This window comes from Plantibacter lichenum (assembly GCF_050587525.1).
Taxonomy (GTDB): Bacteria; Actinomycetota; Actinomycetes; order Actinomycetales; family Microbacteriaceae; genus Plantibacter.
Genome location: NZ_JBOBFT010000008.1, coordinates 1 through 12,385 on the forward strand (window position 1 = coordinate 1; position 12,385 = coordinate 12,385).

The 12,385-nt window shown below is 67.9% G+C and carries 14 protein-coding genes; 8 read left to right on the forward strand and 6 right to left on the reverse strand.

The features are described 5' to 3' along the window. From ACQ3HB_RS11935 to efeU, 3 genes are all read right to left on the reverse strand, one after another. Positions 1-190 (reverse strand): hypothetical protein (locus ACQ3HB_RS11935; protein ID WP_430920281.1); only part of this gene is annotated, 190 nt, incomplete at its 3' end. Positions 191-393: 203 nt separating this feature from the next. Beyond that, positions 394-1,608 carry an iron uptake system protein EfeO gene (efeO, locus tag ACQ3HB_RS11940; protein ID WP_430920282.1) on the reverse strand — a complete coding sequence of 405 codons (1,215 nt, stop codon included), beginning with the start codon at positions 1,606-1,608 and terminating at the stop codon, positions 394-396. Between the two features lie 38 nt (positions 1,609-1,646). After that, complete coding sequence (gene efeU / locus ACQ3HB_RS11945; protein WP_430920283.1) at positions 1,647-2,510, reverse strand: iron uptake transporter permease EfeU; 864 nt, start codon at positions 2,508-2,510, stop codon at positions 1,647-1,649. A gap of 178 nt (positions 2,511-2,688) precedes the next feature. Here efeU and ACQ3HB_RS11950 point away from each other — a divergent pair, with 178 nt between their 5' ends. From ACQ3HB_RS11950 to ACQ3HB_RS11965, 4 genes are all read left to right on the forward strand, one after another. After that, positions 2,689-3,297, forward strand: coding sequence for a DUF6113 family protein (locus ACQ3HB_RS11950; protein WP_430920284.1), 609 nt, complete (start codon positions 2,689-2,691; stop codon positions 3,295-3,297). A 39-nt stretch (positions 3,298-3,336) separates the two neighbouring features. Then, positions 3,337-3,660: a ferredoxin gene (gene fdxA / locus ACQ3HB_RS11955; RefSeq protein WP_430920285.1), complete on the forward strand. Its 324-nt coding sequence runs from the start codon at positions 3,337-3,339 to the stop codon at positions 3,658-3,660. Between the two features lie 3 nt (positions 3,661-3,663). Next, entirely contained in the window at positions 3,664-4,785 is a 1,122-nt protein-coding gene (dapC, locus tag ACQ3HB_RS11960; RefSeq protein WP_430920286.1) for a succinyldiaminopimelate transaminase, read from the forward strand. Between the two features lie 132 nt (positions 4,786-4,917). Then, positions 4,918-6,225, forward strand: coding sequence for a citrate synthase (locus ACQ3HB_RS11965; protein WP_430920287.1), 1,308 nt, complete (start codon positions 4,918-4,920; stop codon positions 6,223-6,225). Between the two features lie 234 nt (positions 6,226-6,459). Here ACQ3HB_RS11965 and dapD read toward each other — a convergent pair whose 3' ends face one another. Continuing rightward, positions 6,460-7,437 carry a 2,3,4,5-tetrahydropyridine-2,6-dicarboxylate N-succinyltransferase gene (gene dapD / locus ACQ3HB_RS11970; protein WP_430920288.1) on the reverse strand — a complete coding sequence of 326 codons (978 nt, stop codon included), beginning with the start codon at positions 7,435-7,437 and terminating at the stop codon, positions 6,460-6,462. Positions 7,438-7,469: 32 nt separating this feature from the next. Between dapD and dapE the strand changes: the two genes are divergently transcribed. The 3 genes from dapE (at position 7,470) to ACQ3HB_RS11985 (ending at position 10,074) form a co-directional block, all read left to right on the forward strand. After that, a complete protein-coding gene (gene dapE / locus ACQ3HB_RS11975) occupies positions 7,470-8,564 on the forward strand; it encodes a succinyl-diaminopimelate desuccinylase (RefSeq protein WP_430920289.1) in 1,095 nt (364 codons plus the stop codon). Positions 8,565-8,617: 53 nt separating this feature from the next. Next, positions 8,618-9,817 (forward strand): hypothetical protein, encoded by a 1,200-nt coding sequence (locus ACQ3HB_RS11980; RefSeq protein ID WP_430920290.1) that lies wholly within the window; start codon positions 8,618-8,620, stop codon positions 9,815-9,817. Between the two features lie 83 nt (positions 9,818-9,900). Beyond that, positions 9,901-10,074: a DUF3117 domain-containing protein gene (locus tag ACQ3HB_RS11985; protein WP_422779431.1), complete on the forward strand. Its 174-nt coding sequence runs from the start codon at positions 9,901-9,903 to the stop codon at positions 10,072-10,074. Positions 10,075-10,378: 304 nt separating this feature from the next. On the opposite strand, the gene ACQ3HB_RS11990 is transcribed toward ACQ3HB_RS11985, so the two are convergent. Continuing rightward, a complete protein-coding gene (locus ACQ3HB_RS11990) occupies positions 10,379-11,011 on the reverse strand; it encodes an O-methyltransferase (RefSeq protein WP_430920291.1) in 633 nt (210 codons plus the stop codon). Positions 11,012-11,086: 75 nt separating this feature from the next. On the opposite strand from ACQ3HB_RS11990, the gene ACQ3HB_RS11995 reads away from it, so the two are divergent. Beyond that, positions 11,087-11,533, forward strand: coding sequence for a twin-arginine translocase TatA/TatE family subunit (locus ACQ3HB_RS11995; protein ID WP_430920292.1), 447 nt, complete (start codon positions 11,087-11,089; stop codon positions 11,531-11,533). Between the two features lie 131 nt (positions 11,534-11,664). On the opposite strand, the gene ACQ3HB_RS12000 is transcribed toward ACQ3HB_RS11995, so the two are convergent. Next, positions 11,665-12,297 (reverse strand): dihydrofolate reductase family protein, encoded by a 633-nt coding sequence (locus ACQ3HB_RS12000; protein ID WP_430920293.1) that lies wholly within the window; start codon positions 12,295-12,297, stop codon positions 11,665-11,667. Positions 12,298-12,385: the final 88 nt, after the last annotated feature.

A 12,385-nucleotide genomic window follows, 5' to 3' on the forward strand; every position in this document is an offset into this window, starting at 1 on the left:
CGAGTCCGAACAGACCACGCCGGGAGAGGCCCCGCGTCGGAGCCGGTGCGGCGGGCGTGGCGGGGGCTGCGCCCGCGTGGGCTGCGACGTCGGGCTGAGCCGCGATGCCGTCAGCGCTGGACGCGGATGCCGGGGTTGCGGCAGACGTGCCACCCGTGGACTGGGGCTGTTCGCCTGGCTGCTCGCTCATCGTGTCCATGCTCTCGCACTTTCGCTGAAGGACTGTTGTGGATCGACCGACCATGGCCCGGAAGGCGGGCCGCGCACGGAGGGAGGTCGGAGAAGGAAGGCCGGACAGTCCTCGCGAACGCGTCAGGACGGCCCAGGAGAAGGAGCGAACCGCGAACGGGCGGGGTGGACGATGCGTCCGACCCCGCCCGGTGCGCGGAACCGTTACTGCTTGGCGACGCCGAGGACGGTGTGCGTCAGCTTCGAGAGCGGCTCGGCCAGTGCGTTGACCTGGTCGGACAGCTCCTTGCGCTGCGCCTCCGTCACGGTGTCGTACGAGACGAACGAGGACTCGAGGCTGCCGTACTTGGCGAGCAGGGCCTGGAGGGAGGCGAACTCGGTGGAGATCTGCTTCACGAGCTTCTCACCCTCTGCGCCCTTGCCCGACGCGATGTCCTGCACGTTGCCGAAAGCGACCTCTGCGCCCTGCACGTTCGCGGCGAAGTCGTAGAGGTCGGTGTGCGACCACCAGTCCTCTTCACCCGTGATCTTGCCCTTCGCGACCTCGTCGAGGAGACCGATCGCGCCATTGCTGATGTCGCCGAGGCTCACGCTGAAGTCCTTCTTCGACACGAGGTCGAAGAGGGTCTGGGTGTCGGTGACGAGGCCGTCGGCGTAGGTCTTGCGCTCGTCAGGCGTGGAGGGAGCCCAGTCGAGGGTCGCGCTCGTGCCGTCCGAGTTGAGGGCCCCGGCAGCCGGCGGCCACAGATCCTTCTCGATGCGGTGGAAGCCGGTCCACGAGAGGCCCTCGGCGACGGCGTCGACCTCGCGGTAGTCGATCTTCGGGTCGAGGTCGCCGAACGCCTCGGCGGTGGGCTCGATGCGCTCGTAGGAGACGCGGGTCGTCGCGAAGAGCTGGCGTGCGGTCTCGTCGTCGCCGGCGGCGTAGGCGTCGGTGAAGGCCTTGACCTGCGGGATGAGCTCGGCGACCTGCGACTTCACGTAGGCGACGTAGTTCGTGACGGCCTGCTTCGTGAGCGCCTTGTCGTCGGCGGAAACCTCGGGGGCCTTGCCCGTGACGGTGAACTCGGCGAGGCCGATCGGTGCACCGACGAGCTGGAACTTGCACGCCGTGTAGTAGGTGCCCGGCTGGAGCTGTGCGACGTAGGAGACGGTCTGACCGGGGGTCACGTTCTCCTTCTCCCCGACGATGCGGAGCTTGTCCTCTGCGAGGATCTCGAACTCGTTGACGTCGGTGCCCGTGTTGGTGATCGTGAACGTCACGGCTCCGGCCGAGGTCGTCTTCGCCGACACGGCGCAGCTGTCGTCCGCGATGTCGACGGTGAGTGCTTCGCCGCCGGCGTTGTTGGGGACGCAGCCGGTCAGCGCGAGGGCGAGGACCCCGGCGCCGGCGAGGCCGGTCAGTAGACGTTTCTGCATGGATGCTCCTGTTGTGGGTGGGGTGGGTGTCTGAGGGGTCATCGGTCCGCTGCCGCTGGTTCCGTGCTGTTCGGAACCGATGCCGCTGCGGTGCTCGGGCGCTTCCTGCGGATGGTGCGGAGGAAGCATGCGAGCGTGATGACGAGGTACGCGACCCAGGCGATGAACTGCGCCCAGGTGGGTGCCGGTGTGAAGTTGAAGACGCCGCCCAGCACGGTGCCGTACCAGCTCGTGGGCGGGACGATGTGGCTGATGTCGAATGCGGCGTGGTTGTGGCCCGGAATGACGCCGGCCTCCTGGAGGTCGCCGACGCCGTAGGCGAGGACGCCTGCAGCGACGACGATGAGGAAGAGCCCGGTCCAGGTGAAGAAGGTGCCGAGGTTGATCCGTACGAAGCCCCGGTAGATCAGGTACGAGATCACGACGGAGGTCAGGATGCCGAGGAACGCGCCGATCGTGCCGAGGGTCGCGTTCGCACCGGAATTGACGCTCGCCCAGATGAAGAGGGCCGTCTCGATGCCTTCGCGCCCGACGCTGACGAAGCCGAGGAGGACGATGCCGATGGCGCTGCCGGCGACGGCCACGTCGAGTCGTGACTGGAGGTCGTGCTTCAGCTCGCGGGCGTTGCGGCCCATCCAGAAGATCATCCAGGTGACGAGGACGACGGCGAGGATGGAGAGCGAGCCTCCGAGGATCTCCTGCGCTTGGAAGCTCAGGCCGTAGGGGCCCCAAGTGAGGATCGCACCGGTGCCGAGGGACACGAGGACGGCGACCGCGATGCCGATCCAGAGCCGGGGCAGGACGTCGCGTCGGCCGAGCTTGTTGAGGTAGGCGATGAGGATGCCGACGATGAGGCCGGCTTCGAGTCCTTCGCGGAGGCCGATGAGGTAGTTAGCGAGCAAGTGGATGACCTTCGGGCGTGTTCGAGTGCCGGTCGCCATGGGGTGGCCGTCGCTGCGGGGAGGTGGCTGCTCGCTGCGGGATCGCATCGCGAGCGGAATACGGCTGAAGTTGGTAAGGCTTGCCTTATCGACTCGACACTACCCGGTGGTTCCAATGGTGTCCAGTTAGAATCGGCGCATGACCGACCCCGTACAGCCAGCCCAGCCGAGCGACCAGCCTGCGGCCCCGCCGGCGCCCCGGTACGGCGAGTACGCGGGGCTCGCTCCGGACGGTGTCGGTGCCCAGTCCGATCCGGACGCGTCGCCGGAGGGCACCTGGTCCTCGCAGCGCCGGGCCGATGACGAACCGCGCGAGACGACGGTCGGATCCCGCGTCACGGGCATCGTGCTGTCGCTCATCGTCGGCGTCGTCTACGGCTGCATCGGCACCGTCGCGCACGGCTGGACTCCTGTCGTCCTCGGTGTCTCCGTTCCCCTCGGCCTCATCCTCGGCGTCCTCGGCATCGCCGGACTCCTGACGGGGCTCCGCATCGTGCTCGGCGACCGCCTCGCCGTCGCGGCCGCCGCACTCGGCATGCTCATCGTCATCGGGCTCTTCACCCTCCCCAGCTCCGGCGGTTCCGTGCTCATCCCCCAGGGGATCACAGGGCTCATCTGGACGATCGCGCCGTCGCTCGTCGCCGTGCTCGTGCTCGCCTGGCCGAAGCTGCCGGTGCGCCCGGAAGCCCCGCGACCCACGACACCGGTGGGCGACGGAGCGGAGTTCGCGCCCTCCGACCGGGCGTAGACTTGATCGACCAGAGTTCGTGAAGGGACCTCGAGACCAGTGACCTATGTGATCGCCCTGCCGTGCGTGGACGTCAAGGACCGCGCGTGCATCGACGAATGTCCCGTCGACTGCATCTACGAGGGTGAACGCTCGCTCTACATCCACCCCGACGAATGCGTCGACTGCGGTGCGTGCGAGCCGGTCTGCCCCGTCGAAGCCATCTACTACGAGGACGACCTCCCCGAGGAATGGGCCGACTACTACAAGGCCAACGTGGAGTTCTTCGACGAGATCGGATCGCCCGGCGGCGCGGCCAAGGTCGGCGTGATCAAGTCCGATCACCCCGTCATCTCCGCGCTCCCGCCCCAGGTCAACGGCTGACGCGTGGCGCTGCAGTCGCTGCCCGACTACCCGTGGGACCTCATGGTCCCGTTCGCCGAGCAGGCTCGTCGCCACGAGGGCGGCATCGTCGACCTGTCGATCGGCTCGCCGGTCGACGAGACGCCCGCGATCATTCGTGAAGCACTCGCCGAGGCGACCGACGCGCACGCGTACCCGGCGACGATCGGCACCCCGGCGCTCCGCGCCGCCATCGTCGATTGGTTCGAGCGTCGTCGAGGAGTCAGCGGGCTGACCCCTGAGTCGGTGCTGCCGACGATCGGGTCGAAGGAACTCGTCGCGCTGCTCGCGTTCCTGTTGGGACTGGGGGAGGGCGACACCGTCGTGCACCCCGTCGCGGCGTATCCGACCTATGCCGTCGGCGCCGCGATCGCCGGCGCGACCGCGTTCCCGTCCGACGACCCCGCCGAATGGCCGGAGTCGACCAGGCTCGTCTGGCTCAACAGTCCGGGCAACCCCGACGGCCGCGTCCTCTCCGTGGAGGCGCTGCGCCGAGCGGTCGAACGCGCCCGTGAACTCGGTGCCGTGATCGTGGGCGACGAATGCTACGCGGAGCTCGGTTGGGACGCCGAATGGGTCCACACGGCTGTTCCGTCCGTCCTGGACCCGCGCGTGACCGACGGCGACCATACGGGCGTGCTGTCGATCTACTCCTTGAGTAAACAGTCGAACCTCGCGGGCTACCGTGCGGCGTTCGCGGCCGGCGACGCAGGTCTCGTGCAGCGACTCGTCACCGTGCGCAAGCACGCCGGGCTCATGCTGCCCGCGCCGCTGCAGGCCGCCATGGTCGTCGCCCTCGGCGATGACGCGCACGTCGTCGAACAGAAGGAGCGGTACCGCAGGCGCCGCGACGTCCTCGTGCCGGCCGTGGTCGAAGCGGGTTTCCGCATCGACCGCAGCGAAGCGGGACTCTACCTCTGGATCACCGAAGGACGACCCGCGTGGGAGACGATCGAACGGCTCGCGAGCATCGGCATCCTCGCCGGCCCCGGCCTGTTCTACGGCGACGCCTACCCCGAGCACGTCCGTCTCTCGCTCACAGCGACCGACGAACGGATCACCGCAGCGGCCGATCGGCTCCGCAGCCTCGCAGAGGTTCGAGGTTAGCTCCAACCGAGTTCCCCGATTGCTGTGGGAAACAGCAGTTGGTGCTGGAGCGGTTTAGGCTGTAAGCGGCAGCGCCGTCGCACACGATGGCACATACCGAGTTCCTATCGCACAAAGATATGAGGAGGCGCCGTGGGCGACGTCGAGAACCAGGCTTCCACCGAGACGCAGAAAGTCACCCTGAGTCATCCGGGGGGCACAGCCGATTTCCCGATCCAGAGCAGCACCCAGGGCGCATCCAGCATCGACATCTCCTCGTTGACGAGGCAGACCGGTCTCACGACCGTCGACTACGGATTCGTCAACACGGCGGCCACCAAGTCCGCCATCACCTACATCGACGGCGACCAGGGCATCCTGCGATACCGCGGGTACCCCATCGAACAGCTCGCGAAGGGCTCGACGTTCCTTGAGGTCGCCTGGCTGCTCATCTACGGTGAGCTGCCCACGGCCGATGAGCTCGGCGGGTTCGATGAGAAGATCCGTCGCCACACGCTGCTCCACGAGGACCTGAAGCGCTTCTTCTCCGCGCTGCCGCACACGGCCCACCCGATGGCGGTCCTGTCGAGCGCGCTGCAGGCCATGTCCACGTACTACGAGTCCGATGCGAACACGCACGACCCGGAGCACGTCGAGCTGACCACGGTGCGCCTCCTTGCGAAGCTCCCCGTCATCGCTGCGTACGCGCACAAGAAGTCGGTCGGGCAGGCGTTCCTCTACCCGGACAACTCGCTGAGCTTCGTCGACAACTTCCTGAAGCTGAACTTCGGCAACCTCGCGGAGCCGTACGAGATCGACCCCGTCCTCTCGAAGGCGCTCGACCTGCTGCTCATCCTGCACGCCGACCACGAGCAGAACGCTTCGACGTCCACGGTCCGCCTCGTGGGTTCCACGGGCGCCAACCTGTACGCGTCGGTCTCCGCGGGCATCAATGCCCTCTCCGGCCCGCTCCACGGCGGCGCCAACGAGGCCGTTCTGCAGATGCTCGGCCGCATCCAGGAGTCGGGTGAGGGCGTCCAGCGCTTCGTCGACCGCGTCAAGAATAAGGAAGACGGTGTGAAGCTCATGGGCTTCGGTCACCGCGTCTACAAGAACTACGACCCGCGCGCCAAGCTCGTCAAGGAGAGCGCCGGTGAGGTCCTCGCCGCACTCGGCGTGAAGGATCCGCTGCTCGATCTGGCGCAGGAGCTCGAGCAGATCGCGCTCGAAGACGACTACTTCAAGGAGCGCAGGCTCTACCCGAACGTCGACTTCTACACGGGCGTCATCTACAAGGCGATGGGCTTCCCCACCCGTATGTTCACGGTGCTGTTCGCGATCGGTCGCCTGCCCGGCTGGATCGCGCACTGGCGTGAGATGAACCTCGACCCGCAGACGAAGATCGGACGCCCGCAGCAGCTGTACACGGGCTCCGCTGAACGTCAGTTCCCCACGCGCTAGTCGTCCGGAACGACAGAACGGCCCGCAGTCCTCGGACTGCGGGCCGTTCTGTGTTCGTGCGCTTCGACAGGCTCAGCGACCGGACAGGCTCAGCGACCGGACGGGCTCAGCGACCGGACGGGCTCAGCGACCGGACGGGCTCAGCGACCGGACGGGCTCAGCGACCGGAGGCGCTCAGTGCCCGGAGCTCCCGGTCCCTGAGCTTGTCGAAGGGTGTCCTGGTCGGCGTATCGCTCAGGCGTGCAGCGCGGCGTTGAGCTCCACACCGCTGCCGGAGCGGGGGAGGACCTCGACCGCGCCCGTGAGCGAGTTGCGGCGGAACAGCAGGTTCGCGACCCCGGACAGGTCGACGGCCTTGACGGTCTGCGGTCCGCCCTCGGCGCGTGCCGCGGTGCCCGCGAGGACGACCTTCGTGCCAGCCGTGACATACAGCCCGGCCTCGACGACGGTGTCGTCGCCGATCGAGATGCCGATGCCGGAGTTCGCGCCGAGCAGCGCGCGCTTGCCGATCGAGACCCGCTGCGTGCCGCCACCGGACAGGGTGCCCATGATGGAGGCGCCGCCGCCGATGTCGCTGCCGTCGTCGACGACGACGCCCTGCGAGATCCGGCCCTCGACCATCGAGGCCCCGAGGGTGCCGGCGTTGAAGTTGACGAAGCCCTCGTGCATCACGGTGGTCCCGGGCGCGAGGTGCGCACCGAGGCGGACGCGCGACGCGTCGGCGATCCGCACCTTGTCCGGCGTCACGTAGTCGAGCAGGCGCGGGAACTTGTCGATGCCGGTCGCGTGGATGCCGTGACGAAGAAGCGACGGGCGCAGTCGGTCGAAGTCGGCGGGGAGCACGGGGCCGGCGTTCGTCCAGACGACATTCGGCAGGTGCGCGAAGATCCCGTCGAGGTTGATCGTGTTCGGCGCCACGAGGAGGTGGCTGAGGAGGTGGAGGCGCAGGTACGCGTCCGAGGTGGTGGCCGGGCCGGCTTCGAGGTCGATCTCGACGGTCACGATGTCGACGCGCACGCCACGGCGGGCATCGTCGGTCGCGAGCGCCTCGAGTTCGGCGGGGGCGATCCAGCGGTCGCGACCGGCGGGGATCGATCCCAGGCGGGGCTCGGGATACCAGGTGTCGAGCACGGTGCCGTCGCTTGCGACGGTGGCGAGCCCGTAGCCCCAGGCATGCGTCGGACGAGTGGTTTCGGAGGGCGCAGCGGTCATGCTCCCAGGGTAGCGGCCAATACACTTGAGCCATGCCAGACGAACGCCCCGTGCTCGACCTGACCGCATCGTCCGTGGAACTCACGAGAGCGCTGTGCGACATCGAATCGGTGTCCGGCAACGAGACGCCGCTCGCCGATGCGATCGAAGCGGCGCTCGCAGGGTTCGACCACCTCGAGATCGTCCGCGACGGCGACACGGTCGTGGCCTCGACCAAGCTGGGACGTGGGCAGCGCGTCATCATCGCCGGTCACATCGACACGGTCCCGGTGAACGACAACCTCCCGAGCCGTTACGAGGAGTTCGACGGCGCAGAGCACCTCTGGGGCCGCGGGACCGTCGACATGAAGTCCGGTGTGGCCGTGCAGCTGAAGCTCGCGGCGGAGCTCGTGGCACCCGTGATCGATGTGACCTGGATGTGGTACGACGGCGAAGAGGTCTCCTCCGACAAGAACGGCCTCGGTCGGCTCGCGCGGAACAGCCCCGAACTCTTCGACGGCGATTTCGCGATCCTCGGAGAACCGAGCAACTCGGCCGTCGAAGGCGGCTGCAACGGCACACTCCGCGTCGAGGTCCGTGCGCATGGCACCCGCGCCCACTCCGCTCGAGCGTGGGTCGGCGTCAACGCGATCCACGGCATCGCGCCGGCCCTCGCGACCCTCGCCGCGTACGAACCACGATCGGTCGAGGTCGACGGCCTCGTCTACCGTGAGGGCCTGAACGCCGTCGGGATCACGGGCGGCGTCGCCGGCAACGTCATCCCCGACGAGGTCATGGTGCACGTCAACTACCGCTTCGCGCCCAGCCGCACCGGCGAGGAGGCGATCGCCCATGTCCGCGAGCTGTTCGACGGTTTCGACGTCACCGTCGTCGACCTCGCCGAGGGCGCTCGCCCAGGCCTGGACGCCCCGATCGCGAGGGACTTCCTCGCAGCGGTCGGCGGCGAGGCGAAACCCAAGTACGGCTGGACCGACGTCGCCCGCTTCTCCGCACTCGGCGTTCCAGCGGTCAACTACGGCCCCGGCGATCCGATCAAGGCGCACGCCGACGATGAACGCGTCGCGACCGCGCAGATCGTCGAATGCGAGCGCGGACTGCGCGCCTGGTTGAGCGGCTCGGGGGAGTAGGGCGCGTGGGGGCCGACCGGCCGCGGACGACGCCAGGCGTCGAGGACGATCGAGTGATCGAACCGCCGCGCGCCTCCGTGGCTCGTCACTGGCTGCGGCTCCCGTGGTGGGGCCGCGTCGTCATCGTCTACGGGCTCGCCCGCCTCGTGACCACGGCGATGTTCCTCGCCGCCAGCTTCATGCAGGGCACCGGATCCCGGTTCGGCGCATTCCCCGACCTCGGCACGCTCGCGGTCGGGTGGGACGGCCAGTGGTACTGGTGGATCGCGAGCTACGGCTATCCGGCAACACTGCCGCTCGATGCCACGGGCCACGTTGCGGAGAGCGCGTGGGCGTTCATGCCCGTCTACTCGGCGGTCGCGAAAGCGTTGTCCGTTGTGACATTCCTCCCGTGGCCGGCAGCCGCAGTGCTCGTCTCCGTCCTCTGCGGACTCGGCACCGCACTCCTCTTCTACCGGCTGATGCGCATGCGCTTCCATGGCAGTACGGCGATGTTCGCGGTCCTCCTCCTCTGCATCGCACCGCTCAGCCCGCTGTTCCAGGTCGCGTACGCCGAGTCGATGTTCATGCTGCTGCTCACGCTCGCGCTGCTCCTGCTGCTGCGCCGCCGCTACGCGTGGCTCCTCCTCGTCGTCCCGGTCATGGCGTTCACACGTCCGGGCGTTCTCGCATTCGCCCTCCTCATGGGGTGCCACTTCATCCTCCGCATCGTGCGTCGCAAACAGGATCCGTTCCCGGCCTCCCAGATCCTGCTGGTGCTCGCCGTCGGGTTCGTCGCGACCGTCAGCGGCTTCGCATGGATGGTCATCGCGGGCGTCGCCACGGGCCAGCCCGACGCCTACCTGCAGACGGAACTCGCCTGGCGCGCCGCGTTCATCGGCTTCGGGCCGCTCGTCCCGTTCACGGCGTGGTTCCAGAGCGGTGCGTTCTGGTTCGGGAAGCCCGCGGGGTACATCATCGTCGCTCTGTTGCTCGTGGCAACGATTGCCGCGTTGTTCTCTCCGCCCGTCAAGCGACTCGGCAGCGACCTCCGCTTCTGGATCGCGAGCTACCTGCTCTACCTCTTCGCGGTGTTCTTTCCGCAGACGAGCGTGTTCCGGCTCCTCGTCCCGATCTTCCCGGCGCTCGGGGCGATCGCGGTGCCCCGGAATCGCGCCTATCGCGTGAGTGTCGTGGTCGTGAGCCTCGCTCTGCAATGGGTCTGGATCTACGTGATGTACGGGCTCGCGAACGCGTACTGGACCATCCCGTGATCTGCCGCGCCGCGTCATCGATTATTGTCCGGCACTCCGATGCAGGATAATGGGGAACAGTCACAATATGAGAGGGGACTCGCATGGCAGCAATGAAGCCACGCACCGGAGACGGGCCAATGGAGGCCGTGAAGGAGGGTCGGCTCATCATCGTGCGAGTGCCGCTTGAGGGCGGCGGACGTCTCGTGGTGTCGGTCAACGACGCCGAGGCGAAAGAGCTCCACGATGCACTCGCAGGTGTGGTGGCCGGAAGCTGATTCAGCTCCCGCCACATCACTGACCGGTGTGGCCTGCGCTTCGGCGCGGGCCACACACCGGCTGCACCACCCTCTCCTGGCACGTTTCGTTGTGCCCGAGCGCGCGGCTTCTCGAGTCGTGGGGCGCGCTCGCCAACGGAACGCGCTGAACAGCGGTCGTCACGGCCGCTGATTCGTCGTGCGCGCGTGGCCCTGTCATCGGCGTGCCGGCCCACTTGCGTGCCTGCCAGCCTGCGTGCCGAACCGCCCGCGTGTCGAATGACCCCAGGGCAGGGTTCGCCGCCGCGGAGCGACCCGTGGCTGGTTAGACGCCGAGCTTCGTGATCTGCAGCAGACCGTCGCCCACCGCTGAGACCGCGCTGACGACGGCATCGGATGCGGAGATCTCCTGCACGAGCGTGCGGAACAGGACGGTCGTGTCATCGCGCTGCGCAGGATCGGCGACGCGCCCCTTCCAGAGCGCGTGGGGGACGAGAACCGTTCCACCCGGGCGCGCGAGGCGCAGCCCGTGCTCGACGTACTCGATGACCGATGCGGCATCCGCGTCGACGAAGACGAGATCGTAGGAGTTCTCGTTCATCCGCGGCAGCACGTCGAGCGCGCGGCCTGTGATGAGGCGGATGCGGTTGGGCGCGATGCCGGCGTCCGAGAACGCGTTCTTCGCGTGCTGTTGATGGACGACCTCGGTGTCGATCGACGTGAGGATGGCGTTCGTCGCGCCGCGGAGCAGCCACAGGCCGGAGACGCCGGTACCCGTGCCGATCTCGACGATGTGCTCGGCGGCGGTCGCCGCAGCGACGACGGCCGACTGGGCGCCGACGGCCGCGGAAATCGGCTCGACGCCGAGTTCGTGGGCATGGGCGCGCGCGGATGCGATGACGTCGTTCTCCACGACGATGTCGCCCACGTACTTCCAGTTGAGATCTTGTTCAGACACGGTGCATTCCTCCGTCTCACAGCGTAGGTGCTGGAAGGTTCGTTCCTGGCGAGGCTCGCGCTGTAGTCTGATCTCGTGTTCGGTCTGACCTTCGACAAACTCCTCATCATCGGGGTCATTGCCGTGTTCCTGCTGGGCCCCGATCGGCTGCCGCACTATGCAGCGCAACTCGGGCGTCTCGTGCGGACCGTCCGTGACATGGCGACGGGCGCCAAGGACCGGATGCGCGAGGAGATGGGTCCCGAGTTCGACGACGTCGACTGGAAGAAACTCGACCCCCGCCAGTACGACCCGCGTCGCATCATCCGCGAAGCTCTGCTCGACGACTCGCCGTCCCAGGCGGTCGCGGCAGCCGCGGCGACCCCGACGGCCGCGATCGGCGAAGCGCCTGCAGACGATGCCGCTCTCGCCGTTCCCGCAGTCGTCGGCGCGCCGTCCGTCACGCAGTCGTCGGCGGACCGGCAGAAGCGCATCGCAGCTGGCGAGACCGTGGTGCCGCCGTTCGACGCAGAGGCGACCTAGCCCGTTCGTCCGCCCCGCTCGCCCACCGGGTTGCAGAATTCAGGACGATTTTCAGAATTCAGGACGATCGAGCGGTGTGTCGCCCCGGATCGTCCTGAATTGTGCGGAACTTCCTGAATTGTGAAAACAGCTCAGTGGGGGTCGGTCGTCATGTCTCCCACGGCGGGGGTTCCCTCCGCGAGGGCGTAGCGCTGCATGATCGTGCCCTTCCCGGAGACGACGACGGGCTCGAGGAGCGTGAGGTTCGTCGGGACCGCGCCGCCCGCGAAGACCTTCTTGCCGTCGCCGAGCAGGATCGGATGCACCCAGAGGTTGAGCCGATCGAACAACCGCTCGGACAGGAGCGTCTGCACGAAGTCGAGGCTGCCGATGACGTGCACGTGCTCATGCCGGTCGCGCAACGCGCGGACCTCGGACACGACGTCCGTGCCGAGCTGTGTCGACCCGGTCCAGTCGAGCGTGAGCTCCTGACGCGAGGCGACGTACTTCGGAATGCTGTTGAACAGGCGCGCGATGCCGCCGTCAGGGCCCTCCTCCTCGATGTTCGGCCAGTACGCGGCGAAGATGTCGTAGGTTCGGCGCCCGAGGAGGAGCGCGTCCATCCCCACCATCCCCTCGGCGACCTGCTCTCCGGCAACTGGATCGATGAGCGGCGCCTGCCAGCCGCCGTAGGTGAAGCCGCCGCTCGGATCCTCGTCCGGTCCGCCTGGCGCCTGGGCGACGCCGTCGAGCGTCGAGAAGAGGTCGATGTGGATCAGTCCCATGTCGTGCTCCGTCCGTTTCGCCCGTCGTCAGCCCGGCGGCGGGATCAGTCCGAGCCTGCCACCGCCTCCCGTGCGGGGCAACCGTCAT